The organism is Chimaeribacter californicus, assembly GCF_002858675.1.
Classification (GTDB): domain Bacteria; phylum Pseudomonadota; class Gammaproteobacteria; order Enterobacterales; family Enterobacteriaceae; genus Chimaeribacter; species Chimaeribacter californicus.
The window spans coordinates 25,077-51,158 of sequence record NZ_PJZF01000024.1 but is presented as its reverse complement, the minus strand read 5'-3'; the positions used below and the strand labels follow the sequence as shown (position 1 = coordinate 51,158).

The 26,082-nt window shown below is 64.5% G+C and carries 25 protein-coding genes and 1 pseudogene; 13 read left to right on the top strand and 13 right to left on the bottom strand.

Translation table 11 applies throughout. The annotated features are described in order from the left end of the window. Positions 1 to 137: 137 nt before the first annotated feature. The gene (locus tag CYR55_RS20290) at positions 138 to 650 is read right to left on the bottom strand and encodes an Lrp/AsnC family transcriptional regulator (RefSeq protein ID WP_101818159.1); all 513 of its coding nucleotides are present in this window, start codon (positions 648 to 650) and stop codon (positions 138 to 140) included. Between the two features lie 137 nt (positions 651 to 787). Here CYR55_RS20290 and CYR55_RS20285 point away from each other — a divergent pair, with 137 nt between their 5' ends. Continuing rightward, on the top strand, positions 788 to 1,201 hold the full coding sequence (locus CYR55_RS20285; protein ID WP_101818158.1) for a DUF2000 domain-containing protein: 414 nt from the start codon (positions 788 to 790) through the stop codon (positions 1,199 to 1,201). Here CYR55_RS20285 and CYR55_RS20280 read toward each other — a convergent pair. Together CYR55_RS20280 and CYR55_RS20275 are read right to left on the bottom strand one after the other, a co-directional pair. Beyond that, a complete protein-coding gene (locus CYR55_RS20280) occupies positions 1,198 to 1,767 on the bottom strand; it encodes a GNAT family N-acetyltransferase (RefSeq protein WP_165699638.1) in 570 nt (189 codons plus the stop codon). The genes CYR55_RS20285 and CYR55_RS20280 overlap by 4 nt on opposite strands. A gap of 67 nt (positions 1,768 to 1,834) precedes the next feature. After that, entirely contained in the window at positions 1,835 to 2,326 is a 492-nt protein-coding gene (locus tag CYR55_RS20275) for a DUF2938 domain-containing protein (protein ID WP_101818156.1), read from the bottom strand. Positions 2,327 to 2,406: 80 nt separating this feature from the next. On the opposite strand from CYR55_RS20275, the gene CYR55_RS20270 reads away from it, so the two are divergent. Further along, the gene (locus tag CYR55_RS20270) at positions 2,407 to 2,826 is read left to right on the top strand and encodes a helix-turn-helix domain-containing protein (protein WP_101818155.1); all 420 of its coding nucleotides are present in this window, start codon (positions 2,407 to 2,409) and stop codon (positions 2,824 to 2,826) included. A 41-nt stretch (positions 2,827 to 2,867) separates the two neighbouring features. Here the strand turns inward: CYR55_RS20270 and CYR55_RS20265 are convergent, their stop codons facing one another. The 3 genes and pseudogenes from CYR55_RS20265 to CYR55_RS20255 form a co-directional block, all read right to left on the bottom strand. Next, positions 2,868 to 3,848, bottom strand: a complete 981-nt coding sequence (locus CYR55_RS20265; protein WP_101818154.1) for a nucleoside hydrolase — start codon at positions 3,846 to 3,848, stop codon at positions 2,868 to 2,870. Between the two features lie 9 nt (positions 3,849 to 3,857). After that, a complete protein-coding gene (locus CYR55_RS20260; protein ID WP_101818153.1) occupies positions 3,858 to 5,171 on the bottom strand; it encodes a carbohydrate porin in 1,314 nt (437 codons plus the stop codon). Between the two features lie 250 nt (positions 5,172 to 5,421). Then, positions 5,422 to 6,269, bottom strand: a pseudogene (locus CYR55_RS20255) (helix-turn-helix domain-containing protein). A 208-nt stretch (positions 6,270 to 6,477) separates the two neighbouring features. On the opposite strand from CYR55_RS20255, the gene CYR55_RS20250 reads away from it, so the two are divergent. The 3 genes from CYR55_RS20250 to CYR55_RS20240 are packed head-to-tail and all read left to right on the top strand — an operon-like array spanning position 6,478 to position 11,092. Further along, positions 6,478 to 8,040, top strand: coding sequence for an alpha-L-rhamnosidase-related protein (locus CYR55_RS20250; RefSeq protein WP_101818152.1), 1,563 nt, complete (start codon positions 6,478 to 6,480; stop codon positions 8,038 to 8,040). Positions 8,041 to 8,069: 29 nt separating this feature from the next. Further along, positions 8,070 to 9,458 carry a glycoside-pentoside-hexuronide (GPH):cation symporter gene (locus CYR55_RS20245; RefSeq protein WP_101818151.1) on the top strand — a complete coding sequence of 463 codons (1,389 nt, stop codon included), beginning with the start codon at positions 8,070 to 8,072 and terminating at the stop codon, positions 9,456 to 9,458. A gap of 29 nt (positions 9,459 to 9,487) precedes the next feature. After that, positions 9,488 to 11,092 carry a carbohydrate porin gene (locus CYR55_RS20240; RefSeq protein ID WP_101818176.1) on the top strand — a complete coding sequence of 535 codons (1,605 nt, stop codon included), beginning with the start codon at positions 9,488 to 9,490 and terminating at the stop codon, positions 11,090 to 11,092. Positions 11,093 to 11,144: 52 nt separating this feature from the next. On the opposite strand, the gene CYR55_RS20235 is transcribed toward CYR55_RS20240, so the two are convergent. After that, a complete protein-coding gene (locus CYR55_RS20235; RefSeq protein WP_101818150.1) occupies positions 11,145 to 11,879 on the bottom strand; it encodes an IclR family transcriptional regulator in 735 nt (244 codons plus the stop codon). A 134-nt stretch (positions 11,880 to 12,013) separates the two neighbouring features. Here CYR55_RS20235 and CYR55_RS20230 point away from each other — a divergent pair, with 134 nt between their 5' ends. From CYR55_RS20230 to CYR55_RS20215, 4 genes are all read left to right on the top strand, one after another. Further along, positions 12,014 to 13,141 (top strand): MFS transporter, encoded by a 1,128-nt coding sequence (locus tag CYR55_RS20230; protein ID WP_101818149.1) that lies wholly within the window; start codon positions 12,014 to 12,016, stop codon positions 13,139 to 13,141. A gap of 40 nt (positions 13,142 to 13,181) precedes the next feature. Continuing rightward, complete coding sequence (locus CYR55_RS20225; RefSeq protein WP_101818148.1) at positions 13,182 to 13,826, top strand: TetR/AcrR family transcriptional regulator; 645 nt, start codon at positions 13,182 to 13,184, stop codon at positions 13,824 to 13,826. A gap of 130 nt (positions 13,827 to 13,956) precedes the next feature. Beyond that, complete coding sequence (locus tag CYR55_RS20220) at positions 13,957 to 15,051, top strand: amidohydrolase family protein (RefSeq protein ID WP_241522196.1); 1,095 nt, start codon at positions 13,957 to 13,959, stop codon at positions 15,049 to 15,051. Between the two features lie 17 nt (positions 15,052 to 15,068). Then, on the top strand, positions 15,069 to 16,598 hold the full coding sequence (locus CYR55_RS20215; RefSeq protein ID WP_101818147.1) for a carboxylesterase/lipase family protein: 1,530 nt from the start codon (positions 15,069 to 15,071) through the stop codon (positions 16,596 to 16,598). 32 nt (positions 16,599 to 16,630) lie between these two features. Here CYR55_RS20215 and CYR55_RS20210 read toward each other — a convergent pair whose 3' ends face one another. The 3 genes from CYR55_RS20210 to CYR55_RS23645 form a co-directional block, all read right to left on the bottom strand. Continuing rightward, positions 16,631 to 16,864 carry a hypothetical protein gene (locus CYR55_RS20210; protein ID WP_101818146.1) on the bottom strand — a complete coding sequence of 78 codons (234 nt, stop codon included), beginning with the start codon at positions 16,862 to 16,864 and terminating at the stop codon, positions 16,631 to 16,633. Between the two features lie 126 nt (positions 16,865 to 16,990). Further along, positions 16,991 to 17,749, bottom strand: coding sequence for a metallophosphoesterase family protein (locus CYR55_RS20205; protein ID WP_101818145.1), 759 nt, complete (start codon positions 17,747 to 17,749; stop codon positions 16,991 to 16,993). Then, on the bottom strand, positions 17,746 to 18,096 hold the full coding sequence (locus CYR55_RS23645; protein ID WP_101818144.1) for a hypothetical protein: 351 nt from the start codon (positions 18,094 to 18,096) through the stop codon (positions 17,746 to 17,748). Before CYR55_RS23645 ends, CYR55_RS20205 begins: the two co-directional genes overlap by 4 nt. A gap of 200 nt (positions 18,097 to 18,296) precedes the next feature. Between CYR55_RS23645 and CYR55_RS20195 the strand changes: the two genes are divergently transcribed. The 3 genes from CYR55_RS20195 to CYR55_RS20185 are packed head-to-tail and all read left to right on the top strand — an operon-like array spanning position 18,297 to position 22,103. Further along, positions 18,297 to 18,797 carry a (2Fe-2S)-binding protein gene (locus CYR55_RS20195; RefSeq protein WP_101818143.1) on the top strand — a complete coding sequence of 167 codons (501 nt, stop codon included), beginning with the start codon at positions 18,297 to 18,299 and terminating at the stop codon, positions 18,795 to 18,797. Beyond that, positions 18,784 to 19,779 (top strand): FAD binding domain-containing protein, encoded by a 996-nt coding sequence (locus CYR55_RS20190; protein WP_101818142.1) that lies wholly within the window; start codon positions 18,784 to 18,786, stop codon positions 19,777 to 19,779. Before CYR55_RS20195 ends, CYR55_RS20190 begins: the two co-directional genes overlap by 14 nt. Continuing rightward, positions 19,776 to 22,103: a xanthine dehydrogenase family protein molybdopterin-binding subunit gene (locus CYR55_RS20185; RefSeq protein WP_101818141.1), complete on the top strand. Its 2,328-nt coding sequence runs from the start codon at positions 19,776 to 19,778 to the stop codon at positions 22,101 to 22,103. The genes CYR55_RS20190 and CYR55_RS20185 overlap by 4 nt, the downstream gene beginning before the upstream one ends. Positions 22,104 to 22,205: 102 nt before the next feature. Here CYR55_RS20185 and CYR55_RS20180 read toward each other — a convergent pair whose 3' ends face one another. From CYR55_RS20180 to CYR55_RS20170, 3 genes are all read right to left on the bottom strand, one after another. Continuing rightward, positions 22,206 to 23,177 (bottom strand): XdhC family protein, encoded by a 972-nt coding sequence (locus CYR55_RS20180; protein ID WP_101818140.1) that lies wholly within the window; start codon positions 23,175 to 23,177, stop codon positions 22,206 to 22,208. 79 nt (positions 23,178 to 23,256) lie between these two features. Beyond that, a complete protein-coding gene (locus CYR55_RS20175; protein WP_101818139.1) occupies positions 23,257 to 23,589 on the bottom strand; it encodes a type II toxin-antitoxin system HicB family antitoxin in 333 nt (110 codons plus the stop codon). Positions 23,590 to 23,679: 90 nt separating this feature from the next. Continuing rightward, positions 23,680 to 24,075, bottom strand: a complete 396-nt coding sequence (locus CYR55_RS20170) for a VOC family protein (RefSeq protein ID WP_101818138.1) — start codon at positions 24,073 to 24,075, stop codon at positions 23,680 to 23,682. Between the two features lie 155 nt (positions 24,076 to 24,230). Here CYR55_RS20170 and CYR55_RS20165 point away from each other — a divergent pair, with 155 nt between their 5' ends. Beyond that, entirely contained in the window at positions 24,231 to 26,030 is a 1,800-nt protein-coding gene (locus tag CYR55_RS20165; RefSeq protein ID WP_101818137.1) for a thiamine pyrophosphate-requiring protein, read from the top strand. Positions 26,031 to 26,082: the final 52 nt, after the last annotated feature.

The following is a 26,082-nucleotide window of genomic DNA, read 5'->3' as shown; positions in this document are numbered from 1 at the left end:
GTGGATAAACAGGCCGTCAGGGTGTGGGTAAGCGGGAAAAAAGCCACAGGTTGTGGCGTGCAGCCCGCGCCCTGCGGGGCATTGCGCCGGTTTCGGCCTTTCAGTCGCTTGGCCGGAACCGGTTACGTCAGAGGGGGTTAAAATTCGTCCAGACCTGGCCGGTTTTTCCCCAGCCCGGGCGTAGTGTGCAGCCCGAGCGGCAACGCGTTATAGGGCTTAATCTCTTTGAGCACAAACGACGTCTCCATCTCTTTGATGCCCGGCAGCCGCCGGATCACTGCCATCGCGAACTCTGAATACTGCTCCAGATCCTGCGCCACTACCTGCAACAGGAAATCGGCGCTGCCCGCCGTGGCGTAACAGGCGATCACCTGCGGCAGCTCCTGCACTTCCGCCTCAAAACGCATCGCTTCCTGCTCACTGTGGCTGTCAATTTTAATCCGGATAAACGCCAGCAGCCCCAGCCCGAGCTTTTTCCGGTCAAGCTGCGCCCGGTAACCGGTAATCAGCCCCGCCTCCTCAAGCTGCCTGACCCGCCGCCAGCAGGGGGAGGGGGCCATACCGGCCGCCTCGGCCAGCGCCTGATTGGTGATACGGCTGTCTGTTTGCAGCGCTTTCAGCAGCAGGGCGTCCTGACGGGTCAAAGTCATGGAATAATTTTCCTCTATAAAAAGTGATAGCGGTAATCCTTACCATAAAACAGCTGAAGAGGGGTGATAAAGAAAATTTTTACCCCACGCGGCAGCGTACACTCTCTCCAGACCTTAACCCGCAGGAGAGTGTGAAGATGAGTTATTACCGTGTAGCTATTATCGTGAACCCGGAGTTGCCGGTGGGGCTGGTGGCCAACACCGCCGCCACCCTGGCCGCCGGGCTGGGCGCACGCCACCCGCAGGTGTTTGGCGGCAAGCTCACGGACGCCACCGGGCTGGAGATTGACGTCAGCTCTAAACTGCCGATGCCGGTCTTGCAGGCGGACGAAGCGACGTTACAGGCATTGCTGAAACGCAGTGAAGGGGCGAATGAGATTAAAGCGGTGGTGGTGTTCCCGGCCTTTGCCCGCCGGATGCACGATTTCGATGAATACGGGCAGGCGTTGCCGGAGCGCACTCTCTCCGGCGAAACGCTGGACGGCATCGCGCTGTGCGGGCCGAAAAAGTGGGTCAGCTCGCTGACCGGCGCGCTGAAGCTGCTGCGTTAGGTTGCCGGGCGCAGCAGCGCGTAGATCAGCGTATCATCCGGGCAGCCGTCCGGGTTAATACGCTCCTGTTGCAGCGTGGCCTCATGCCGGAAGCCGCTGCGTTCTGCCACCTGCCGGCTTTTCACATTGCGCCCGGACATACGGATCTCGAGCCGCCGGGCCTTCAGCCGCGCAAAGGCAAAGGCCGCCAGCACCTCTACCGCCTGCGAGGCGTAGCCATGGCCGGTCGCTTCCGGCAGCAGCCAGTAACCCAGTTCATAAAACGGCAGGGCCGGGTTACGGATTTGCAGCCCGATGCAGCCCAGCAACCCATCGCCATGGCGCGGCACAATCAGGAAGCGGTACTCCTCACTGTCCTGCTCAAAATGGTCTATCGCCTGCTGCATATCCTCCCGCACCCCCTCAGGGGTGAACGTGCCCAATGCCCAGGGCAGGAAAGAAAAGTGCGGTTTCGGCACAGAGGCCAGTGCGGCAAACACCTCATCCACCCGCGCCAGAGAGGGCGGCAACAGCTGGATAGTGGCGGAGGGCAGGGTGAGGCCTGATGAGAATTCACTGATTTGCATAGAATGATCGTCCTTAATTATCCGTGTCCGGGTTATTCCAGCGTAGCACCCCCGCATAAGCCGCGCCTTACTGCCACACGCGTGCGCCGACTTCTGCTGCCAGATACAGCCCAAGGCCAAACGCCAGGTGGCTTTTCACACTGCGCAGGCGGGCGGTGGCCGGGGCCGGGGTGCGTGACGCCGCCACGCCAAACCCCAGCGCCGGTTGCAGGATAAAGAAAGGCGCGGCGAGGCTGAGCACCCCGGCCAGCAGGGCGGGCAGCAACGTCGGCTGGTGCAGCCATTGCGGCCCGGCGGCGGCCACCAGCAGCGCCGCAAACATGATGCCAATCGCATAATGGCACAGCCAGCCGAGCAGGCGTTCGCCCTTCACCGGCGGCGCGGCCATGATCGGGCGATGGCAAAACCGGCCGTCGCGCATCAGCGCCAGCCAGCGCCCGACCAGCGCATAATCCAGAGACGGCGTACCGAACGCCACACGCTGAACCAGCGCCCACAGATCCATTACCCCGGTTGCGCCGATCCCGACCCATACACTCCCCAACAAGCTCTCTGCCATGATTTTTTCCTCTGCGCTGATGCGTTAACCCCGTGTTAACGTATGAAGAGTGTGCAACCTGAAGTTCACTTGAGGTCAAGATGCGGGAGCTGGATATTGGTGAAGTGGCAGCGCAAAGCGGGTTGCCCCCCGCCACGCTGCGGTTTTATGAGGAGAAAGGGTTAATCCGGCCGGTTGGCCGCCACGGCCTGCGGCGGCAATACCGCGTGGATGTATTACCGCGGCTGGCGCTGATTGTATTGGGGCAACGTGCCGGCTTCTCTTTGCTGGAGATCGCCGTGATGCTGGGCAATGAACGCGCCCCGGAACTGGATCGCGCACGGCTGGCGGCAAAAGCCGACGAGGTAGACCAGCAGATCCGCCAGCTGGAAAAGGTGCGTGACGGCTTGCGCCACGCGGCAGCCTGCCCGGCGCCCAGCCACCTTGCCTGCCCGGCGTTTAACCGCCTGCTGCGTGCCGCCCGGCGCGATCAGCGAAAAAACAGGAAAGATAGGCCGTGAGCCGGCGAATCTGGCACGCCGGGCGCGTATCCGCTCCACCCTCAGCCGCCATACGCCAGTTGCAGTTTGGCGAAGAAATCCTCCAGCACGAAATGCGGGTCAATCTGGTCGTACACCCGGAGAGTGTGCGCCGGGTCGCCCGGGCCATAGCTCAGGTCAGGGTTGATCGCCGGTGCCGGGCGGGTCTGGTAGTGGTATTCGTGGTCATCCAGCAGCAGGGCGACGGCCGGGTTATCCCCTAATACCCACACTTCGCTTTTCGGCCAGGGGACATCTTTGATGCGTGCAGACGCCCACTGGTTGAAGTCGAGCAATTGTTGCCACAGGTAACGGCCGGGCGCGCCCTGCGGCCTGACCTTGACCGCCAGTTCAGCCAGCGAGACCCGCATCGACATATAGACATTGTGCGGCACCTGCCAGATCGCCGCCTTTGAGCGCATCAGGGTGTCGGCGGCGCGCGGGTCGTTATAGAGGTTGTACTCCCAGCCACCGGCCGGGTAGGGGTTGCCGCCAATCCACACCACGGTGAGTTTTCCGGCAATCGACGGCCGCGCCGCCAATGCCTGGGCGATGTCCGTGGCCGGGCCGAGCACCAGCACAAACAGCGGGCGGGCATCGTCACGTTCCGCCTCAGTGATAATCGCCTGCGCGCCCTCACTCAGCGGTTGCGTGCGTTCATCCAGCGGGTGCTGTGCGCCATGGAACAGCGGCACCCGGGCATTCATCACCTTCAACAACCGTTGCAACTCCCGGTAACTTTCCGGCTCGGTGGGCTGGTGGTTGCCGAGCATCGCGGCAGTGCGTGTGTAGTGCGCGGCAATCAGCCCGCGAATCGCAAAGGTCGGTGTCAGCAGCGCATGGGCCACGGCGAAATCGTCGTCGGCCTCATTTTTGGTGTCGCTGCTGATGATCACCCGCCGCTGTTTGGCCGGGTCAGGCGTGAAGGGCAGCGGGCTGCCCGGCGTTGCGGCGGCACCAAAAGCGGCCAGCAGGGTAAACATCACCATCAGTAAACGGATCATCGGTGCTCCTTAAAATGAAATCACGGTTTTCAGGCCGGTGACCCAGGCGTCCTGCGTTTCGCGCACGCCGCCGGGGTGGTGCCAGTATTGCAGGCCGGGTTGCAGCTCCAGCCAGCCCACCGGGCGGAAACGGTAATAGAGTTCAGCATTGATGGAGTGCCCCGGCAGCGGGCTGTAGAGGGCATTGCCGTAGTCGGTCACACCCTGCACCTCATTCTGGTACGCCTGGTTGCGCGCATAGTGGTTGCTCATCTCGATATAGGTGACGCCGAGACCGAGCCAGTCATGCGGGCGGGCGTCGAACAGGCCGCGGTAGCGCATTGAGGCAGCGGTGGTGTAGTGAATGTAGGTGCTGCGCGGGTCCGCGACGCCCAGGCTCCAGGAGAGGCTCATGCCGCGGTCCGGGTCGCCGCCGCGCTGCGTGACCTGCTGGTTCAGGCCGCTGTAGAGGAACCAGGTGCGGTGGTAGGTCGCCTGCGCGCGGTAGAGATCGGTCTGCGGCGCGTTATTGAACAGCACGCCGAGGTTATAGGCGCCCGGCAGGCCGTTGATGTGCGGCCGCGCCTCAATCTCAACCGGCAGCAGGAACCCTTTGCTGCCCTTGGTTGACCAGCTCCAGGCGTGGCTGCGGTCGGCGGCGTAGCTGTTCTGCTCCATGATGCCGCCCTTGAGGGTGAGCACCGGCGTCAGGCGGTACGCCAGCGTGGTGCCCCAGGTGTGGACGTTCCAGTTATTCCAGCTCAGCGAGTTGGCAGACTTGCCGCCGCATTGCGACAGCATCTGGAAATCACAGGGGATGATCTGGTCGAAGGTCTGCACTTTGTTCATCATGCCGATGCGCCAGGTGAGCCGCCGCTGGTCAAAACTGCGGGCGAAGGTGAGCCAGCCCAGGCGGGTGATCGACTGGCCGCCGTAGCTCTCCTGCGCCAGATCGTTGAAATTGACCCGGCTGTCCTGCAACCGTTTCATGGTCAGGCTGTCGTTGTGGTTGCGGTTGACGATGTTGCCCTCAATCTGCGCGTCCGGGATGCCGGTATAGCGCTCGAGATCCTGGGTGAAGGTCAGCGAGAACTGGTCGATGTAGGCGGCGTGGCTGTCATGGTTGTAACCGCCGCCCGCGTTCCAGGCGAGCTGGCTCAGGTAGCCGAGCTGGTAGTTGAAGCCGTGGTCAGTGAGGATCGGGCGGATGCCGAGCATCTCGCCCAGCAGCGGCGCGGGCGGCGCCTCAAACCCAAGCACGGTGCCGTTCCATTCTGGGGTAACGGCCGGTGCGGCGGCGCTGAACAGCAGGGCACTCAATAAGGCGGCAGAGGTCATTTTCATTGTTATGGCCTTGGTCAGGGTGAAAAAAAGGCACAGCGATCCCGGGCCGCATGGGCAGCCGTAAAATGGGGCAGTGCCGGGAGAAGGGCAAAAAAAACCCAGACCGCCAACCCCTTGGCTAAGGGGCGGGTGGTCTGGGTTTTGCCTGCGGTGCAGTAGCAATCCGACGCCGGGAATCATTCACCAGCTGAATAAAATTGGCAAGGCGATGCGGTGCAATCCGTGATGCCGGTCGCGGTTTACCGCCCCGTTACCCCGCCAGCCGGGGGGCGGTCAGCCGGGCGCGGGCGCGCTCCTGCGACGGCGTCACGCCGAACAGCTGTTTGTAGGACGCAGTGAAATGGTTGCTGTTGGCGAAGCCGCACAGAAAGGCGATTTCGGTGATGGTGGTATCACTCTCGCGGATCTGCATCCGCGCAGAGACCAGCCGCAGCCGCTTCAGGTAGCTCTCCGGCGTCAGCCCGGTGGTCTCTTTGATCTGGCGGTAGAGGGTGCGCGGCGTCAGGTGGAACTGGTCGGCCACCTGCTCCCAGGCAATCTCCTCAAAACAGTGCTCCTGCACATGGCTCAGCAGCCGGTGCAGCTTGTATTTGGTGTGGCTTTTTGCGCCGCTGCCGCCCTCGGTAACCATGTTCATCACCAGCTGGAAAAACAGCGACTCCTGCACCGCAGGGCGCGCCTCGGGCGGGCAGGGCAGCGGCAGGCAGAGCCGGTCAGCCAGCGCGCGGCACTGCGCCCGCCGTTCCGGCATCAGCCAGCCGTAACTGCCGCTGCCCGAGGCATCAAACCGGCCCAGCAGGCTGTGGATGTTGTTCAGAAAGGTGAAAGGGCGCGTGGGGTTGATCAGCACATTGGTCAGCTTCAGCGTGCCCAGTTCATCATAAAAGTGAAAGTCCTGCCCACGCACGAAAAGACATCCCCCTCCTGGATAAAGTGCGGTTTGCCGTTAATCACATGCAGGCCGTGCCCGCTCTCCACCATCACCAGCTCATCAAATTCATGGCAGTGCTCATGGTTATTGTTTTCCGGATCGCTGCTGTAGACCGACAGCGTCTCCTCCGGTGAGGCGAAATAGGCCTCAATCTCCAGTTTGTACATAGGGAATTCCATTCAGCGGCATGATGAAAGTGATTGCCAACATAATGGCAGCGGTGACGGCTGGCGAATCAGAATGCGTGATTTGTGATCCTTGCCGCGCTCACCGCACTGCCAGTGCCACCAGCTCGCACCGGCTGGCACTGGCAGGATGGCTGCCCGGCAGCGGCGGCTCTACCATGCGGCTCATTCCCGTTGACAGGAGTTGATGATGTCTGAGCCGAAACTACAACAGCACACACTGCCCACCCGCCGCCATCCGGTATTCCTGGCCGAGGCCGGCCGCTTATTACCCACACTGCACCACGCCGTTGCCACCCCCACGGCGCTGGTCACCGCCGTGCAGGAGAACGGCTGGCAGGCGCGCCACTGCGGCACCCCGGCACAGCTGATGGACCGGGTGCTGAAAACCGGGGACGAAGTGATCCTGGATTTCGGCACCCACTGCGTCGGGCGGCTGTCGCTGTGCTGCGAGCCGGTCGGCAGCCCGCCGGACGCCCCGGCGCACCTGCATTTTACCTTTGGCGAAATCATTGATGAGGTGGCGGAGCCGCTCACCGGGTATGACGGCTGGCTCAGTACCAGCTGGTTCCAGCAACAGGATCTCTACCTCGACGTGCTGCCGGCACAGGTTGACCTGCCGCGCCGCTACTGCTGCCGCTTTGTGAAAATCCGCGTGGTAGCGACCTCGCGCAAATATGGCCTGCGGCTGCGTGACATCCGCCTGCACACGGAAACCTCCGCCGGCAGCACCCACCCCGCTGCGCCCGCGACTGCCGACCCGCTGCTGCAACAGATTGACGCCGTCAGCGTGCTGACGCTGAAAAACTGTATGCAGGAAGTATTCGAGGATGGCCCGAAACGCGACCGCCGCCTGTGGCTCGGCGATCTGCGTTTACAGGCGCAGGTCAACTACGCCACCTTCGGCAACAACGATCTGGTCAGGCGCTGCCTCTATCTGTTCGCCGGGGTAACGCGTGAGGACGGGCTGATCGCCGCCAACCTGTTTATGAAGCCGGAAGTCATCGCCGATGACACCTACCTGTTTGACTATTCACTGTTTTTTATCGCCACCCTGGCAGATTATGTCGCGGCCACCGGTGACGACGCCACGCTGCGTGACCTCTGGCCCACGGCCTGGCGGCAGGCGGAGCTGGCGCTGGCGCGGGTAGATGTGCAGGGCGTGGTCACGGACGGCGACGACTGGTGGTCATTTATCGACTGGCATGAGCAGCTGAATAAGCAGGCGGCCTCACAGGGGGTATTGATCTACGCCCTGAACAAGGCGCTGGCGCTGGCGGAACGGGTTGACGCGGCGCGCGTCCCGGCGATTGCCGCCGGGGTGGCGCGGTTGCGGGCCGCGGCACTGGAACACCTCTGGGACGCGGAGCAGGGCTTTTTTGCCAGTGGGGCGGGGCGGCAGGTCTCCTGGGCGTCGCAGGTGTGGCTGGTGCTGGCGGAGGTCGGTGACGTGGCGTTCCGCCGGGCGCTGATGGCGCGCCTGCGCACCGAGCCGCCGGCTGTCCGCATGAACACCCCCTACATGATGCACCACTACGTCGAGGCGCTGCTCCAGGTGGGTGAGCGGGACGCCGCCGTGGCCGCCATCAAAGACTATTGGGGCGCGATGATCGGGCAGGGGGCGGACACCTTCTGGGAGCTGTTTGACCCGGAAAACCCCGGCTACTCACCCTACGGCAGCCGGTTAATCAACAGTTACTGCCACGCCTGGAGCTGTACCCCGGCCTGGCTTATCCGCACGTTCTCACTGTAAAACACAATAACGATCAGAGAGATAACATCATGGCTGACACATCCTACACCCTTTGGCGGCAGCGGCTCGGTTACGGCGTCGCTGACCTCTCCTGCAACCTGGTCTGGCAACTGATCTCGCTCTACCTGATGTTTTTCTATACCGACATCATGGGCCTGCCCGCCTACTATGCCGGGCTGATGTTCCTGGTCACCCGGCTGGTAGACGGCGTTGCCGATGTGCTGATGGGGCTGGTGATTGACAACACCACCACCCGCTGGGGCCGCTGCCGCCCCTATCTGCTGCTGGGGGCGGTGCCGTTCGGCCTGCTCTGCATCATGGCGTTCTACGTGCCGGATTTCGGCACCAACGGCAAGCTGGCCTACGCCTTCGTCACCTACCTCTGCCTGTCGCTGCTCTACACCTTTGTGAACATCCCGTTCAGCGCCATGCTGCCGTTCATCACCCATGACGCCAAAGAACGCACCATGCTCTCAGCGGTGAGAATTTTGATGGGCTCGCTCGGCTCCACGCTGGTGGCGGTGCTGACGCTGCCGCTGGTCAAGGCGCTGGGGCAGGGGAGCCAGACACAGGGCTTCTTCTATACCGCCATCCTGTTTGGGGCGATCGCCAGTTTCTTCCTGCTGGTGAGCTTCCGCAGCGTGGAGGAGCGCATCCGGGTTGAGCAGGAGCGCATGACGTTGAAACGCGCCTGGCAGGGGCTGCGCAGCAATACCCCGTGGTTCGTGTTTGCGGTGAATATCTTCCTGATGTGGGGCGCATTCTTCTTCCAGACCGGCGCGCTGGTCTACTTCTTCACCTACTACGTCGGCGACCCGGCGATCACCGCGCTGGCCGCCGGGATCTCCACCTTTGTGCCGCTGCTCGGCACCCTGACCGTGCCGCTGCTGGCAGCGCGCATGAAGAAGCGCGCGGTCTACCTGCTGGCCAGCGCGATTAATGTGGCGGGCATGGGCATGATGATGCTGGCCGGCACCCATACCACCGGGCTGCTGGTGGGCGCGGCGATATTGTCGATCGGTGCCGGGCAGCGCACCGCCATCTACTTCTCCATGCAGGCCGACCCGGTGGACTACGGCGAATGGAAAACCGGCATCAACACCGCCGGTATCCTGACTTCGATCAACGGCTTTTTCGGCAAGGTGGCGATGGCCGGGGCCGGGGCAGTGACCGGGCTGCTGCTGTCGATGGGCGGTTACGCGGCCAACCAGGTGCAGCAACCGCCGGCGCTGCTGGCAATTAAAGCCTGCTACCTCTACATCCCGGCCGGGCTGATTGTGCTGTCGATGATCTGGATGGCGCGCTGTTACCGGCTGGATGACCAGTACGAGGCGATCCGCACCGAGCTGGATGCGCGTAAACGCCACCCGGAAGCCGCCACGGCCGCGCCCCTGCCGCACGACATTAAAACCCTCTGACCTGCCACCCCCTACATGGATCGATAATGATGCGTAAAACTTCCCTTTGCGTTGCGCTGGCCTGCGCGTTTGCTGCCCCGGTGTCGGCGGCGAACTTAACCATTGAGCAGCGGCTGGCGCTGCTGGAACAGCGCCTGAACCGCGCCGAACAGGCTGCGAGCGAGGCACAACAGCAGACCGCCCGCGCCGAACGCCGGGCGCGGGACGCGGAACAGAAGATCATCGCGCTGGAAAGCCGCACACCGGGCGCGGGGGTGAACGCCTCCGCCGCCCCGCAGGCCACGGCAGCCACCACCCCCGCGCCGCCCGCCGCGGCAAAAGAGCAGGACAACGGCTTTGAGTTCAGCGGTTATGCGCGCTCCGGGATGCTGGTGAGCAGCAACGGCCACGGTGCACGCGGCGGGCCGGGCGTCTCACCGGCCAGCTCCCTCGGCGGTGATGCGCACGTCGGCCGCCTCGGCAATGAAAAAGATAACTACGTCGAACTGAGCTTCATCAAAAAACTCACCTTCAATGACGGCTCCTGGGGGCGGTTCAAGTCGATGATCGCTGACGGTGCCAACAACCCCGACCCCTGGGTGCAGGACAACGACAGCCACCACATCAATGTGCGCCAGCTCTACGTTGAAATGGGCGACCTGCCGGACTTCAGCGGCCCGGCGCAACACGCGACGATCTGGGCGGGCAAACGCTTTGACCGGGATAACTTTGACATCCACTTTACTGACAGCGACATCCTGTTTTTGGGCGGCACCGGCGGCGGCATCAACGACCTGCAATGGACGCCGCACTGGAAGAGTAATTTCTCGGTATATGCGCGTAACTTCGGCGATCTGGGCAGTGACCGCTACGAAGATAATGACGTGCAGAACCTGATGTTCACCGCCAATAACTTCTACGATAACTGGCAGCTGATGCTGACCGGCATGGCGGCACAGGGCAACGATGAGCTGAAAGACCAGACCTCCACCACCGGCAGTTACGCGGTGCGCAGCGACAACACCGCCAGCCACGGCTACTACGCGATGCTCGCCTACCGCGACAAAACCCGCTTCTACGGGCTATTGCCGGGCAATTCAGAGAGTGCGTTGCAGGTGGGTAACGGGCTGGGGGCCGAGGCGCGCCAGCCGGGCAGTGACGGCGACCTGACAGAGAACGCCAAAACCGTGCGCTTCGCCTCTTATGGCATTGTGCCGGTGAGCAAAAGCTGGGAGCTGGCCCCGTCGGTGATCGCCCAGCACAGCGAGGATCGCTACCGCGACGGCGACCGTTACGACTGGGCAACCTTCAACCTGCGCGCCTCGCAGGCACTGACGCATAACTTCGCGCTGCTGTATGAGGCGTCGTGGCAGTACATGAACCTCAACCCGAACGGCCGCACCTACCTCGACAGTGGGGTGCAGAACGCCTATCAGGCGGTGAAAGGGGACTTTTATAAACTCACCTTTGCCCCGACATTCAAAGTCGGGGATGTGTTTGACATCAAAGCCCGGCCGGAGATCCGGGTGTTCGCCACTTACATGAACTGGGACAAAGCGCTGGACGGCTACGCCCTGAATGATGATTTCGGCAGCGTCGGTTTCACCGCCGGCGGCACCTGGAACTTCGGCGTACAGGCGGAGATCTGGTTCTGAGGGGGGACTTTCCCCACCCCGCCCTCCGGCGGGGTTATTCTCTCATCTTATGTTACCCCGCCAGCGCCTCAATCTCCGCTTTGCATTGCATCAGCGCCCGCAGCAGGCTCTCCACGCTGTCACTGAACCGGTATGCCGGCACCGCCAGCGACAGCGCATAGCGCTCTGTTAATGCGGTGTGAAGCACCACCCCCAGCCCACAGACGCCGCCGGCGTGCTCCTCGCGATCGGTGGCGTAGCCCTGTGTGCGGATCGCGGCCAGCTGGGCCGTTAATGCCTCAGCGTCCAGGGTGTGGGCGGTGCGGTGCGCCAGCGGGTGGCTGAGCAGCGCCGCGGCCTCTTCCGGCGGCAGGGCGGCCAGTAGCGCCTTACCGTGCGCGGTGGCGTGGATCGGGAATGCGGTGCCGATCGGCGAGATCACCCGCAGCTCCTGATCGGAGGCGTACTGATCCACCGAGATCGCATGCAGGCCGCGGAACACGCAAAGATCCACCGTCTCGCGGGTGCGTCTGCCCAGCGCCTCAATCGCCGGGCGGGCGAGGGCGGTGATGTCAGTGTGTGCGGCCGCCGCCAGCCGGGCCATCGCCGGGCCGAGGCTCACCCCGCGGCTGCCGGTGCTGACAAACTGTTGCGCTTCCAATGATCCCACCAGACGGTGCACCGTGGTACGCGGCAGGCCGCTGAGGCGCGCCAGCTGGGAGAGGCTGACGCCGTGCGGTTGGGTTTCCAGCACCTTTAACAGCATGGCGGCGCGGGCAATCACGCCGGATTCAGACTCGGCACTCATAGTGCAGCTCCTTCATGGGTTGACATTTTTTTGTACAGGCGCACACTTATACCATTATACGGAATAACTATCCACTATCCGGACAGACTGGACACCCTATGCCCTCAGCATCGCTCACGCACCCTGATTCACCGATGAATACCGGCTTATCTTCCGCCGGGGCCTTTACCCTGCTGGCGATCGCCTGCCTGACCATTATGGTCGGCTGCGTGATTGTGCCGGGGCTGCCCACCATTGCAGGCCATTTACAGGTCAGCCAGGCGGCGGGCTGGCTGGTCACGCTGCCGTCGCTGGGCGTGGTGCTGCTCGGGCCGCTGGCCGGGGTCTGTATCGCCCGCCTCGGCACTTACCGGGCGCTGGCGTGGGGGCTGTTTGCCTATGGTCTGCTCGGCGCAGGCGGCGCGCTGCTGAAGGGGATGCCGCTGGTGCTGGCAGACCGCTTCCTGCTGGGCGGGGCGACGGCGCTGGTGATGGCCGCCGGTACCGGCCTGCTCTCGGCGTTCTATCAGGGTTCAGCCCGGTTGACGATGATCGCCCGGCAGGGGATGTCGATTGAGCTGGGCGGGGTGATTTTCCTGTTTATCGGCGGGGTGCTGGCGACCATCGGCTGGCGCTGGCCGTTCACGCTCTATCTGGTGGCCTGGCTGTTTTTGCTGATGCTGCGGCTGTGGGTGCCGCGCCCGGCAGACAAGCGCGCGGCGGCGACCCCGGCAGACGTTGCCCCGCTGCTGTGGCGGGTGTATGCGACAGCTTTCTTCGCTATGGTCTGCTTCTTCACCGCCGTGATTATGTTGCCGGTGCGCTTCCATACGCTGGGGCTGGGCGAGGCACAAACCGGCTATTTTCTCTCGTTTGTCTCGCTGGTGGCGGTGGGGGCAGCCTGGCTGATGCCGCGCGTGGTGGCGCGGGCCGGGGAGCGCACCACGCTGCTGCTGGCGTTCCTGGCGTATGGTGCCGGGCAGGGGATGTTCGCGCTGGCGGCCACGCTGCCGCTGTATATCCTGGGCGGTGTGCTGCTTGGGCTGGGGTTCGGCCTGTCAGTGCCGCTGGTGAACCACCAGACGGTGGCGCAAAGCCCGGTTGCGGCACGCGGGAAAAATCTGGCACGGCTCTCAATGGCGATCTTCTCCGGGCAGTTCTGCGCCTCCTTTATGGCGCTGTTGCCCGGCACCCAACCGGCCTTCTGGGCAGCTGCGTTGCTGGCGCTGGCGGCGGGGCCGGCGCTGATGATGTTACGGCATTCAGGCGAGACGCCCCGGTGATAAGCCTTTAAGATAGGGCCGCCAACACAGGGGAAACCGAATGCCAAACACGACGCCCACCCGGCGCGGCCGGCCGCTGGTGCCGGAACAGGAGTTGCTGGAGAAGATCCACGCGGCCACCATCAGCCTGCTGCAGGCGCGCGGCTATGAGGCGACCAGCATTGATGAGATCGCCCGCACCGCCGGCATGGCCAAAAAAACCATCTACCGCTTTTACGCCAACAAAGACCGCATTATCGAGCAGGTGATTCTGCTCTGGTCCTCCTCGATTGTGCCGCTGCCCGGCGCGGTGCCGGAAAGCAGCGATGACGTGCTGCGCGCGCTGGAGGAGATGCTCTGCGCGCTGACGCAGCGGGTGCTCTCCGCCGAGGCCATCGCGCTGTATAAGCTGTTGCAGACGCCGTTTACCGGCCGCGAGGCGCTGCTGGCCCTCTACCGCGCCAAAGGCATCGACAATGCCCGGCGGCTGTTGCGGGAGTGGTTCACCACCCTGCGGGCCAAAAACCTGATTAACCCGCACTGGCAGCCGGAAGACGGCAACTACCTGCTGTCGATGGCGATCGCCGCCCCGCTGCGCGACATGGCACTTGGCGTGTTGCCGCCGGTGCCGCAGACTGCGTTGCGCCCCCATATCCAGGACGTGCTGCGATTTGTTGCGCCGCTGTTGCAGGCGCAGCCTGGCTGAAAACAGCTGGTTACATAATTTCTGTGTGCGGCGGCGGTTGCCTGCGTTAAAACCAATTGGGAAACTTAATCTGTTTCCTAATTGCCGGGAGATCCCGGCTTCCGGTTCTGACTTTTCGCAGGGAGAGAGCATGATGTCCAATCGCAGAGCGTTTATCCGTTCCGCCGCCGTCACCGCAGCGGCGGCAGGCAGCGGCCTGTTGTTGCCCGGTGTTGCCGGTGCCCGTTCCGCGCCGCAGCCCACCCCCGTTCCCGCACCGGTGCCGCCGCACCGCATCATCGCGCTGGAGGAGCACTTCATCCTGCCGGAGTTTGTTGATTATCTGGCCGAAACCAAACAGAACATCCGCCCGGCGCTGTTTGATAAGGTGGTACCGATCCTGTCGGACTTCGGGGCGCGGCGGCTGGACGTGATGGACAGCAACGGCGTGGATTTCGCCGTGCTGTCGCTCTCCGGGCCGGGGGTGCAGATCGAGCCGGAGACGGCGCGCGCGGTACGGCTGGCACGGCTGGCCAACGACCGGCTGGCGGAGGAGGTGGCGAAAAAACCCACCCGCTACGGCGGCTTTGCCCACCTGGCGTTACAAGACCCCAACGCCGCCGCCGATGAGCTGGAGCGCTGCGTCACACAGCTGAAATTCCAGGGTGCGCTGGTGAACGGCGAGACCAACGGCGTCTATCTGGATGACCGGCGTTATGACATCTTCTGGGAGCGGGTGCAGGCGCTGAATGTGCCTGTCTACCTGCACCCCGGCAACCCGCCGGATAAATCGCATATGTACAGCGACCACCCGGAAATGTGGGGGCCGGTATGGAGCTGGGCGGTGGAAACCTGTAGCCACGCGCTGCGGCTGGTGTTCAGCGGCGTGTTTGAGCGCTTCCCGCGCGCGCAGGTGATCCTCGGCCATATGGGGGAAACCCTGCCGATCCAGCTATGGCGGCTCGACAGCCGCATCGCCATCAGCAACACCACCCACACGTTGCCGCACCCGCCGTCCCACTATTTGAAACAGAACATCCGCCTGACCACCTCCGGCGTCTGTTCTGACAGCGCGCTGCGCTGTGCGCTGGATGCGTTCGGCACTGAGAATGTGATGTTCTCCATCGACTACCCGTTCGAAGACAGCAAAACAGCGGTGGCGTGGATTAAACGCGCGAACCTCACCGAGGCCGAACGCAATGCCGTGGCGTACGGCAACGCCGGGCGCATCCTGCATCTGGCATAAGGACAGATAAAAAAACCATGAACATACGCAAAGCCGCCTGCCTCGCCGGGCTGATAGCGACCGCGGCACACGCGCAGGGCGTGCCGCCGGTTGCCACGGCGCAGGGCAAGATTCAGGGGAAAAGTGAGGGTGACACCACGGCGTTTCTCGGCATTCCCTATGCCGCGCCGCCGGTGGGTGCATTGCGCTGGCAACCGCCGCAGCCGGTGACGCCGTGGCAGGGCGTGCGCCCGGCGACGCAGCCTGGCGCGGCCTGTATGCAGACGCCGCCGGAAAAAGGGCCGGAAGCGGCGCTGCGCCACCAGCCGATGAGCGAAGACTGCCTGACGCTCAACGTCTGGCAGCCGCGGCACCCCACGGCGAACCCCCTGCCGGTGATGGTCTGGATCCATGGCGGGGCGTTCCGGATCGGGGCCGCTTCCTTGCCGCTGTATAACGGCGCGGCCCTGGCGGCGCAGGGTGCGGTAATAGTGAGCCTTAACTACCGGCTGGGCATTTTCGGCACCTTCGCCCACCCGGCGCTCGGCAAGGACGGCGGCAATAACTACGGGCTGCTTGACCAGATCGCGGCACTGAAGTGGGTGAAACAGAATATTGCGGCCTTTGGCGGTGATCCAAACAACGTCACGGTGTGGGGTGAGTCCGCGGGCGGCGCGTCGGTAGCTTACCTGATGACCTCGCCGCTCGCGGCCGGGCTGTTTAACAAGGCGATCATGCAGTCCGGGGCGATTGATTTGCCGGAAGCTTCCCGGCCGCAGGCGGAGGCGATCTTCACGCAGGCGCTGGCGAAAGCGGCCGCGCCGACCGCGCAGGTGTTGCGCGTACAGCCCGCGCCGACCGCGCAGGCGTTGCGCGCCCTGCCTGCCGCGCAACTGCTGGCGTTGCCGTTGCCGCGCAGCGCCACCATGCCGTTTATCGATGGCCGGACGCTGACGCAGCACACCCGCGATGCCTTTGCAGAGGGGCATTACCATCGGGTGCCGCTGCTAATCGGCAGCAATGACGATGAGGCCGGGTTCTTCCCGCCGCAGTGGAGCGCCTCCGTCCCGGCGCGGCTGGGCGAGGCGGCGTGGCAGCAGGCGCGGCAGCTCACTGACGGCTACGGCAGCGGGCAGGATGCGCTGCGCGCCGCGCAGATCGCCACCGACAAGTTTGCCACCGTCAATACCCGGGCGCTGGCGAACGCCTCGGCGCAGCACGGCCAACCGACCTGGCGCTACTATTTCCGCTACCTGCCGGCATCACAGCGCACCACCCAGCCCGGGGCCATCCACACGGCGGAAATTCCTTACGTGTTCGGCACGCTTAACACCGAAGGCACGCCGGATGCCGCCTCGCAGGCGCTGTCGCGTGAGTTGATGGCCCGCTGGCTGGCCTTTGCCCGCACGGGCGCGCCCAACCCAGCCGGGTTGGGCGCGTGGCCGCCGTATCAACCGCCGGGGCAGGGGATCTGGCAAATCGGCAAGGCGGGCAGTGGGGCGATAGCGGAACCCGCCCCGGCACGCCTCGATTTCCTTGAGGCGCAGAAACAGTTCAGGATGAACTAACGCGCAGCGCAGCGGGGAGCGGCCACCCCGCGTCAGGATTCACGGTCTCCCCTTTTCCTTAAAAACGGCGCTTTCCTGAGCCGTTGCCCCAGCCATTCGCCCCAGGGGCCGGTGACCAGCGCCACCAGCGCCGCAAAAAACAGCGCGGTGACCAGCGCATGGAGCAACGGATGGGGCCGGTGGCTGAACAGCGTCAGGTTAACCAGTGAGAACAGCACCAGACCAAAGAGAAAATTCAGGATGAAACGCTTGCGCGGTGGGGTCATAACGCCTTGTGTGAAGGTGGGGAGACCCGGCGCAAGGCCGGATCTCTTGTTAATGATGTGTTAAATAGAACGCAGCGCAGGCAAAAAAACGATGCGTAAACTGTAAGAAGATGTAAGAAAGGGGGCTCAGCGGCCCGGCTGCATCCGCCCGGTCAGCAGCGGCGTCACCCAGTCCGGCCGCTGATGGGCCGCCGCCAGCGCAGCCGCCTGTTCCCAGTCATACGCCACCTGCCGGAACTCCACCTGCCAGCCATGCGCATGACGTTCCAGCAGGGCGTAACGGGCATGGGGGGAACCTGCTTCCATCTGGTGCGGGAACGGGTGGTCGTCCTCATACGCCTGCAACCCCACGCTGCCGGGGTTCACGACCAACCGCCCATCCGCCAGCGGTACCCGGCGCGGCAGGTGGGTATGGCCGCACAGAATCAGGGAAGCCGCCACCCCCTGCGCGCGGGCGGCGATGCGCTCTGGTGAGGCGGGCTGTACGCCCTGAGCGGTCACCTCTTCCAGAAAATAGGTGAGATCGTTGCCGGGCACGCCGTGCACCAGCCGGATGTCGCCATCCAGCGTCAGCTCCGCCGGCAGGCTCTCCAGCCACGCCCAGTGTTCTGCGCGCAATGCGCGGTGGGCATGCTGGTCAGAGAGGCCCAGCGTCTCCGGGGTGCCGGTCAGCAATTGCCGCTCATGGTTGCCTTTGATGGTGGGCAAGCCCAGCGCCATCAGCCGATCGGCGGTTTCTGCCGGTTGCAGCGCGCCGGAGAGGCAGTCACCCAGATTCACCACGGCGTCCACCGCCTGCCCGGCGATGTCCGCCAGCACTGCCTCCAGCGCGGCCAGGTTGCCGTGAATATCGGAAAGGGCGGCCAGCCGCCGGATCGCCCTCATGCTCCGGCCGGGTCCAGCCCGGTGGCCAGCTCATCCAGCGCAATCTCACGCGCCGGGGCGGTTTCTGTTGCCCCGGCGAATTCCTCGCTGAGATCCGGCAGGCTGGTGAACTGGCCGTCGAGGAACAGGAACGTCAGGTTGCGCTCCACATCCTCCAGCAGCGCGTCGGCATCCGGCAGGTCGTGGCCCTCGCTGTTGTCACCGTCCAGCAGGTAGTGGTAACCGCCGTCGCGCTGCTCCACCGCGCCAAGGTCAATCAGGTGCTGGTCACTGTTGCGCGCCAGGATGTGGTTGTCCGCCACATAGAGGGTGTAGTGGCGGCGTTTGCTCTGGTCTGGCTGTGCCATGTCCGGCTCCTTAGTCAGGGGTAAACCGTTGAGTATAGTGCGCCTGTTGCTGATTTGCCGGGAGGAAATTGTGCGGAAAATCCGCAACCTGCCGCGCCGGGCTGGCTCTCTGGCAAATAGCCGCAATACTTAATGGGCTATTTTCAGTGCGGCAGAACAGTGCTGCCGCCTCTTTTACCCCTTTCGTCCAGGAGATCACCATGGCACAGCAACAGACCTTGCGGCTCAGGATTAACGGACAAGAGACACCGCCGCTGACGCTGGATTCACGCGTCACGCTGCTCGACGCCCTGCGCGAGCATACCCCTCTCACCGGCGCGAAAAAAGGCTGCGATCAGGGGCAGTGCGGCGCCTGCACCGTGCACGTCAACGGCGAGCGGGTGCTCAGCTGCCTGACGCTGGCCGCCCAGGCTGACGGCGCAGAGATCACCACCATTGAGGGGCTGGCCGCCCCGGACGGCACCCTGCATGCGGTTCAGCAGGCGTTTCTGGCGCATGATGCCTTCCAGTGCGGCTACTGCACGCCGGGGCAGATTATGTCGGCCGTGGCCTGCATCCGCGAGGGGCACGCCGGGTCAGATGAGGAGATCCGCGAGTACATGAGCGGCAACCTCTGCCGCTGCGGGGCCTACACCCACATTGTGGCCGCCGTGCGCGACGCCGCCCACCACCTGCAGGGAGCCGCCCATGAAAGCGTTTGATTACCAGCGCGCCACCGATCTGGCCACCGCCCAGCAGCAGGCCAGCGACAGCGGCAGCCGCTTTCTGGCGGGCGGCACCACCCAGCTCGACTTAATGAAGTGTGAGGTCGAGCGGCCGGAGCGGCTGGTGGACATCACCCATTTGCCGGGGCTGGACGCGATCCACGTCACCGGCGAACGCATCCTGCTCGGCAGCCTGGCGAAGATGAGCCGGGTGGCGGACCACCCGCAGATCCGCGCCACCGCCCCGGCGCTGGCAGACAGCCTGGCGCTCGCCGCCTCGGCGCAATTGCGCAACATGGCGACGCTGGGCGGCAACCTGTTACAGCGCACCCGCTGCAGCTACTTCCGTGACCCGCAAGGCTATGACGCCTGCAACAAACGCAACCCCGGCTCCGGCTGCGCTGCGCTGGACGGCCTGAACCGCAACCATGCGGTGCTCGGCACCAGCGCGCACTGCATCGCCACTTATCCCGGCGATCTGGCGGTGGCGCTGACGGCGTTTGATGCGGTGCTGCACCTGCGCGCACCGGACGGCAGCAGCCGCCAGACGCCGATCGCCACCTTCTTCTGGCAGCCCGGCGACCGCCCCGATCTGGAGCACGATCTGGCCCCCGGCGAGCTGATTACCGCCATCGAGATCCCGGTCACCCCGGCGCTTAAACGCTCGCACTACCTCAAAGTGCGTGACCGCGCCTCCTATGAGTTCGCCACCGCCAGCGCCGCCGTGGGGCTGGAACTGGCGAAAGACGGCACCGTGGCCGACGTGCACATCGCCGTGGGCGGTGTTGCCACCGTGCCGTGGCGCGCCCGTGAGGTGGAGCATGCGTTGCGCGGCCAGCCGTTTGATGAAGCGACGCTGCGCACCGCGGCAGACGCCATCACCCAGGGGGCAGTGGCCCAGACGCACAACGGCTACAAGATCACCCTTCTTCCGCGCGTGATTGCCCGCGCCCTGATGATTGCCGGAGGCCTCGCATGACGACCCCAACTGACCAGACGCAGCGCCCGCCCCAGCGTGCCGCCAGTGAAACCCTGACCCCGCCGTTCGCCACCCCGCTGACCACAGAGCCGCCGTTGCAGGCGCTGGGCGAGGGGCGTGAACGCCTTGAGGGGCGGCTGAAAGTGCAGGGGCAGGCACGCTACGCCGCCGAGTTCAAACCGGACGATATGCTGTTCGGCGTGGTGGTCAATGCCACCGTACCGCATGGCCGCATCACCGCGATCCAGACGGATGAGGCGAAACAGAGCCCCGGCGTGGTGGCGGTCTATACCCATCTGGACGGGCTGAAAATCAACCCCGGCACCCCGTTCAGCAGCGGCGGCTCGGCGGCGGCCACCTATGTGCCGTTGCAAAGCGACGTGGTGCGCTGGAACGGCCAGCACATCGCGCTGGTGGTGGCGGAAACCCTGGAGCAGGCCACCGAGGCCGCCACGCAGGTCAAGGTGGAGTACGCCCCGGAACCGGCGCTGATCAACCCACAAGACCCACAGGCGCGGCCGGAGCCGGTGGAGGCGCTGGACGTGGAATGGGGCGATGCCCACCGTGCCATGGCCGACGCGCCGGTACGGGTACACGGCGTCTACAGCACGCCGCGTGAATACAACTCGCCAATTGAGCTGCACGGCTGCATCGCCCAATGGCAGGATGACCTGCTGACCGTCTGGGAGCCGAGCCAGTGGGTCGGCGGCGCGCGGCACAACATCGCCGAATGGTTCGGGCTCGGCATCGATCAGGTGCGGGTGATCTCGCCCTATGTCGGCGGCGGGTTCGGTTCCAAAGGCGCACCGCACGGCCACGTGGCGCTGGCCTGCCTCGCCACGCGCGCCCTCGGCCGCCCGGTGAAAGTGGTGCTGACCCGGCCGCAGACCTTTACCGGCTACGGCGGGCGGCCGCGTACCCGGCAGGCGATCTCACTCGGCGCGACGCCGGAGGGGCGGCTGCTGTCGATTGTGCATGACAGCTGGAACGAGACGTCAATTGAGGACACGCACCAGGAGCCGTGCAACTCCGTGACGCCGCTGATGTACGGCACCGAGCACTTCTTCTCGCGCCACCGGCTGGTGCGCGTTCACACCGTCAACCCCGGCTGGATGCGTGCGCCGGGTGAAAACCCGAGCACCTACGCGCTGGAAATCGCCATGGATGAACTGGCGGAGGCGTTGGAACTTGACCCGCTGGAACTGCGGCGGCGTAACTGGACTGAGCAGGATCAGGCCGAAAAAGTGCCGTGGACCAGCCGCCGCCTGCGCGAGGCATACACCGCCGCCGCGGAGGCGTTTGGCTGGGCGCAGCGCAACCCGGAACCGCGTTCGATGCGCCACGGCCGGGAGCTGATCGGCTGGGGCATGGCCTCCGGCACCTACCCAGTACACACCACGCCGGGCGAGGCGAGGATCATCATCGACCGTCAGGGGCAGATTGAGGTGCAGAGCAGCGGCGCGGACATCGGCACCGGCACTTACACCATTCTGGCGCAGACGGCGGCCGAAGTGCTGGGTGTGCCGTCCTCTGACATCCGCGTATCACTGGGGGACACCGCGCTGCCGCGTGCGCCGGTGGCGGGCGGCTCCCAGCTTGCCAACCTGCTGACCGCCGCGGTGCATAAAACTGCCGGCGCAGCGCGGGAGATGCTGCTGGGGCTGGCGGTAACGGAGCCGGATTCGCCGCTGTTCGGCGCCTCGCGTGACACGGCGATCCTCGCCGGGGGCGAAGTGCGTGCCAACGGGCAAAGCATCGCCTTTGCTGACCTGCTGAAACTGGCGGATCGCGATCAGCTGGTGGTGCATCAGGACACCTTCAAACCGGATGCCAACGAAAAAGACCGCGACACCGCTGACCAGACCGCCAGCATGATGGAGAGCACCAAGGGCGCCCACAGCTGGTGCGCGCACTTTGTGGAAGTGGCGGTGGATGAGGATTTCGGCACCGTGCGCGTCAAGCGGGTGGTCAGCGCCTTCGACTGCGGGCGGCTCTACAACCCGACACTGGCCAAAAGCCAGTGGCTGGGCGGCATCGTGATGGGCATCGGGCAGGCGCTGCTGGAGGAGGGGATGATCGACGCGCGTGACGGGCGCATCCTTAACGCCAACCTGGCGGACTACCTGATGGCGGTCAATGCGGACATCCCGGAGATTCAGGTGATCAACGTCGGCGAGCCAGATTATCAGGCCAGTACGCTGGGCGGGAAAACCGTGGGGGAAGTCGGGATTGTCGGCGTGGCGGCGGCGGTGAGCAATGCCGTTTACCACGCCACCGGCAAGCGCATCCGCGAATTGCCGATCACCCTTGATAAGCTGATCTGACGGTTTTCATCTGACTACCGTGATCTGACAATGAGGCGCGCCGGTCGGTGCGCCTTTTTTACGGCTGCTGCGCCGGCGTGGCGCTGTTGGTTTGCGCTTTCGTTACGCCACCTGGCGGCGGTTTTTATGCGCCACCACATCGGCCATCACTGCCAGCGCGATTTCTGCCGGGGTTTTGCTGCCGAGATCCAGCCCAATCGGCGCATGCACCCGCGCCAGCTCTGCCTCTGTCAGCCCGCCGATGCGCTGCAGCCGCTCGCGCCGCTGTTGGCTGTTTTTCATCGACCCCATTGCGCCGATGTAAAACGCCGGTGTCTGCACCGCCTCCATCAGGGTCAGGTCATCCATGCGCGGGTCGTGCGTCAGCGCCACCACCGCCGTGTGGGCGTGGCACCCCTGTTGCTCAATAAATTTCGCCGGGAACTGCCGCTCGACGATCACGCCCTCCGGGAGTTGCGGCAGCAGGTTCTCCAGCTCCTCCGATCGCGGCTCACACACCACGGTTTCAAACCCCAGCGCCACCGCAAACCCGGCGCAGTAGACCGCTACCGGCGACAGCCCGGCGACCACCAGCCGTGGCGCGGCGGCAACATGGAGGGTGAGGTGGTTGCCGTCACGTGCCACATGGGTCGCCCCTGCACCGCTGTCCGCCGTGAGGGCGTGGCAGGTGCCGGGCAGCGTCAGCTGTTTCACCAGCGCGCCGTGGCCGCCCAGCGCCCGGCCGAGCCGCGCCAGATAGTCTGCGCCGGCGTCATTGCACGGCAGGTACTCGATTAAAATATCCAGCACGCCGCCGCACGGCAGCGCGCGGTTGGGCGTCAGCCCGCCGTCGCCGTACCGCACCACCTGGCTCGGCTGCCGGAACGCCCCGGCCCGTAACCGGGCGATGAAATCCTCTTCCACACAGCCACCCGACAGCGACCCGCTGTAGCGCCCGTCAGCGGTGGCCGCCATCAGCGCCCCCGGCGAGCGCGGCGACGACCCAAAGGTTGACAGCACCGTACACAGCCACACCGGCTGCGTGCTTATCCAGCGCGCCGCCTGCTGCACCACCGTAAGATCAAGACTCTGCATTCCGCTATCCCGTTGATTGAAAAACGCCCCAGCCAGAAAGTATGGCCGCTGCGGGGGAAAAGGGAAAATGGGGAGGGGATTAACGCTGTGTTGCCTGAGCCAGCGTATCGCTTATCCACTGGTTGACGCTTTTGCCGGAGACATCAGCCGCCACCGTGACCGCAGCATGCACCTCCGGCGGGATGCGCAGGCTGATCTTCCCGCTGGCCGGGCGTTGCGGCGCGCGCCCACACTCCGCACAGTATGTCAGGTAATCTTCCACCGCTTCTTCAAACGCTGTCCGCAGCGCCGTGACGTTATCCGCATGAAAGCCGATCACATCGCGGATGCCCGCCACACGGCCGATAAAACAGCGGTCTTCATCGCTGTATTCAATCTTTGCGGCATAGCCCAGGTAGGTCATGGTGTTCATGGAATTACCCCTGTTTTTAAGAGGCACGGCCTGGAAGGCAGCGCTTCTGATTAATATGATATCACTTAATGATATCACGAGAGGTAGCTTTTACGTCACCGGGCAGCGCTGCCTCTGGAGAACCGTGCGGTAGCCGTCCGGGTCGAGGAAGGTGCGGCCGGCGTTGTCCCAGTAGGGGTTGAAGGCCGCCGTCTGCCGGAACCCGGCCTGCGCCATTGCCCGGCAGCGGGCGGCCCATTCCGCCTCATCGGGCAGGTAGAGCACCAGCAAATCCTCGGCGGTGGCAGCCGGGCTGACCGGGTGCGCCGGGCAATGGGTAAACTCCAGATGCCACGCCGCACCGGGATAGCCAAGCATCACGCCGCTGAACCCCTGATGGTCAGTGAACCCGCCTAATTCTTCCAGCCCGAGTCCGGCCTGATAAAGATGGCTGCGCGCCGCCAGTTCGGTAACCGGGCGCGCGATACGCAGTTGAGAAATAGCCATGACGTCTTCCTTGAATGATAAATAGGCAGATACCCTACCAAAAAAGCCCCTGCTGGCCATACCCCATCGTCTGCACCCTCCGCCAAATAAACTATGGTTAATGCAGGCTGGCGGGCAACGGCCCGCGTGGAGACGCCATAACAGGAGGAACGGCGATGGCGAAGATGACAAGCGACTTTTTTGTAGAACGCCTGAAAGCATGGGGCGTGACGCGCATTTATGGCTACCCCGGTGACGGCATCAACGGGGTGCTGGGCGCGTTGCAGCGGGCAGAGAAAAAAGGCGAGGGGATCGACTTTATCCAGGTGCGCCATGAAGAGATGGCGGCCTTTATGGCCACGGCGCACGCCAAATTTACCGGCGAACTGGGCGTCTGCCTCTCCACTGGCGGGCCGGGTGCCACCCATATGATCACCGGCTTGTATGACGCCAAACAGGACCATGCGCCGGTACTGGCGATTGTCGGGCAGGCGGAGAGTACCGCGCGCGGCGCGCACTACCAGCAGGAGCTGAACCTGGATCGCGTCTTTATGGACGTGGCGGATTTCGTGCAGGAGGCCGCCGCCCCGGCGCAGGTGCGCCACCTGGTTGACCGCGGGGTGCGGATCGCCATCGCCAACAATGGCGTGACGGTGCTGGTGCTGCCGAAAGATGTGCAGGACGAACCCTGGGAAGAGCCGCAGCAGGCGCACGGCTTTACCCGTTCCGGGGCCGGGTACCGCCGCCCGGTGGTGGTGCCGCAGCAGGCGGATTTGCAACAGGCCGCCGATCTGCTTAACCACGGCAAAAAGGTTGCGATTCTGATCGGTTCCGGCGCACGCGGCGCGGAGGCGGAGGTGATCCATGTCGCGGAGACCCTGGGCGCGGGCGTGGCCAAGGCGCTGCTCGGCAAGGATGTGCTGCCGGACGATCTGCCGTTTGTCACCGGCGCGATCGGGATGCTCGGCACCAAACCCTCGTCGGACATGATGTCCGGCTGTGACACGCTGTTGATGATCGGCACCGGGTTCCCGTGGGCGGAGTTCCTGCCGAAAGATGGGCAGGCGCGGGCGGTGCAGATCGACATCGACCCAGGAATGCTGGGGCTGCGCTACCCGGTGGACATTAACCTGCATGGTGATGCGGCCGCCACCCTGCGTGCGCTGCTGCCGCTGCTCAAGTACAACGACGACCGCCGCTGGCAGGACAACATCACCAAAGAGATGGCGACCTGGCGCGAGACGCTGCGCGACCGCGCCATGGCGGAGGCCAAACCGGTGAACCCGCAGCGCGTGGTGTGGGAGATGTCACCGCTGTTGCCGAACAACGCGATTGTCACCTCGGACTCCGGCTCCTGCGCCAACTGGTTCGCGCGGGATTATCAGGTCAAGGCCGGGCAGCGCGCCTCGCTCTCCGGCGGGCTGGCGTCGATGGGGGCGGCGGTGCCGTACGCCATTGCCGCCAAATTCGCCCACCCGGATCGCCCGGTGGTGGCGCTGGTGGGGGACGGGGCCATGCAGATGAACAACATGGCGGAGCTGATCACTATCCAGAAATACTGGCGGCGCTGGGATGACCCACGGCTGATCATCTGCGTGTTCAATAACGAGGATTTGAACGAAGTCACCTGGGAGCAACGGGTGATGGAGGGCAACCCGCGCTACCCCGCCAGCCAGGCATTGCCGGACGTGCCCTACGCCCAGTTCGCCAATCTGCTGGGGCTGCGCGGGATTTTTGTCGATGAGCCGGACTCATTGCAGGCCGCCTGGGCCGAGGCGCTGAGCGCGGATCGCCCGGTGGTGCTGGAGGTGAAAACCGACCCGGACGTCGCGCCGTTCCCGCCGCACCTGACGCTGGAGCAGGCCAAAGGCTTTACCTCCGCCATGCTGAAAGGCGATCGCGGTGCCGGGCAGGTGATTGCCGACACCGCCCGCCAGCTGCTCAACGAGGTGCTGCCGCATAAGGAGAAGAAGTAAGGTGAGGGCGCGCGCGGCGTCTGAGGCAGAAGGCCCGGACGCCGCCTGGCAT

Excerpts from the sequence above, each read along its gene's own strand:
- CYR55_RS20290 (WP_101818159.1), bottom strand. The coding sequence starts at position 650 with ATGACTTTGACCCGTCAGGACGCCCTGCTGCTGAAAGCGCTGCAAACA.
- CYR55_RS20285 (WP_101818158.1), top strand. The coding sequence starts at position 788 with ATGAGTTATTACCGTGTAGCTATTATCGTGAACCCGGAGTTGCCGGTG.
- CYR55_RS20280 (WP_165699638.1), bottom strand. The coding sequence starts at position 1,767 with ATGCAAATCAGTGAATTCTCATCAGGCCTCACCCTGCCCTCCGCCACT.
- CYR55_RS20275 (WP_101818156.1), bottom strand. The coding sequence starts at position 2,326 with ATGGCAGAGAGCTTGTTGGGGAGTGTATGGGTCGGGATCGGCGCAACC.
- CYR55_RS20270 (WP_101818155.1), top strand. The coding sequence starts at position 2,407 with ATGCGGGAGCTGGATATTGGTGAAGTGGCAGCGCAAAGCGGGTTGCCC.
- CYR55_RS20265 (WP_101818154.1), bottom strand. The coding sequence starts at position 3,848 with ATGATCCGTTTACTGATGGTGATGTTTACCCTGCTGGCCGCTTTTGGT.
- CYR55_RS20260 (WP_101818153.1), bottom strand. The coding sequence starts at position 5,171 with ATGAAAATGACCTCTGCCGCCTTATTGAGTGCCCTGCTGTTCAGCGCC.
- CYR55_RS20250 (WP_101818152.1), top strand. The coding sequence starts at position 6,478 with ATGTCTGAGCCGAAACTACAACAGCACACACTGCCCACCCGCCGCCAT.
- CYR55_RS20245 (WP_101818151.1), top strand. The coding sequence starts at position 8,070 with ATGGCTGACACATCCTACACCCTTTGGCGGCAGCGGCTCGGTTACGGC.
- CYR55_RS20240 (WP_101818176.1), top strand. The coding sequence starts at position 9,488 with ATGCGTAAAACTTCCCTTTGCGTTGCGCTGGCCTGCGCGTTTGCTGCC.
- CYR55_RS20235 (WP_101818150.1), bottom strand. The coding sequence starts at position 11,879 with ATGAGTGCCGAGTCTGAATCCGGCGTGATTGCCCGCGCCGCCATGCTG.
- CYR55_RS20230 (WP_101818149.1), top strand. The coding sequence starts at position 12,014 with ATGAATACCGGCTTATCTTCCGCCGGGGCCTTTACCCTGCTGGCGATC.
- CYR55_RS20225 (WP_101818148.1), top strand. The coding sequence starts at position 13,182 with ATGCCAAACACGACGCCCACCCGGCGCGGCCGGCCGCTGGTGCCGGAA.
- CYR55_RS20220 (WP_241522196.1), top strand. The coding sequence starts at position 13,957 with ATGATGTCCAATCGCAGAGCGTTTATCCGTTCCGCCGCCGTCACCGCA.
- CYR55_RS20215 (WP_101818147.1), top strand. The coding sequence starts at position 15,069 with ATGAACATACGCAAAGCCGCCTGCCTCGCCGGGCTGATAGCGACCGCG.
- CYR55_RS20210 (WP_101818146.1), bottom strand. The coding sequence starts at position 16,864 with ATGACCCCACCGCGCAAGCGTTTCATCCTGAATTTTCTCTTTGGTCTG.
- CYR55_RS20205 (WP_101818145.1), bottom strand. The coding sequence starts at position 17,749 with ATGAGGGCGATCCGGCGGCTGGCCGCCCTTTCCGATATTCACGGCAAC.
- CYR55_RS23645 (WP_101818144.1), bottom strand. The coding sequence starts at position 18,096 with ATGGCACAGCCAGACCAGAGCAAACGCCGCCACTACACCCTCTATGTG.
- CYR55_RS20195 (WP_101818143.1), top strand. The coding sequence starts at position 18,297 with ATGGCACAGCAACAGACCTTGCGGCTCAGGATTAACGGACAAGAGACA.
- CYR55_RS20190 (WP_101818142.1), top strand. The coding sequence starts at position 18,784 with ATGAAAGCGTTTGATTACCAGCGCGCCACCGATCTGGCCACCGCCCAG.
- CYR55_RS20185 (WP_101818141.1), top strand. The coding sequence starts at position 19,776 with ATGACGACCCCAACTGACCAGACGCAGCGCCCGCCCCAGCGTGCCGCC.
- CYR55_RS20180 (WP_101818140.1), bottom strand. The coding sequence starts at position 23,177 with ATGCAGAGTCTTGATCTTACGGTGGTGCAGCAGGCGGCGCGCTGGATA.
- CYR55_RS20175 (WP_101818139.1), bottom strand. The coding sequence starts at position 23,589 with ATGAACACCATGACCTACCTGGGCTATGCCGCAAAGATTGAATACAGC.
- CYR55_RS20170 (WP_101818138.1), bottom strand. The coding sequence starts at position 24,075 with ATGGCTATTTCTCAACTGCGTATCGCGCGCCCGGTTACCGAACTGGCG.
- CYR55_RS20165 (WP_101818137.1), top strand. The coding sequence starts at position 24,231 with ATGGCGAAGATGACAAGCGACTTTTTTGTAGAACGCCTGAAAGCATGG.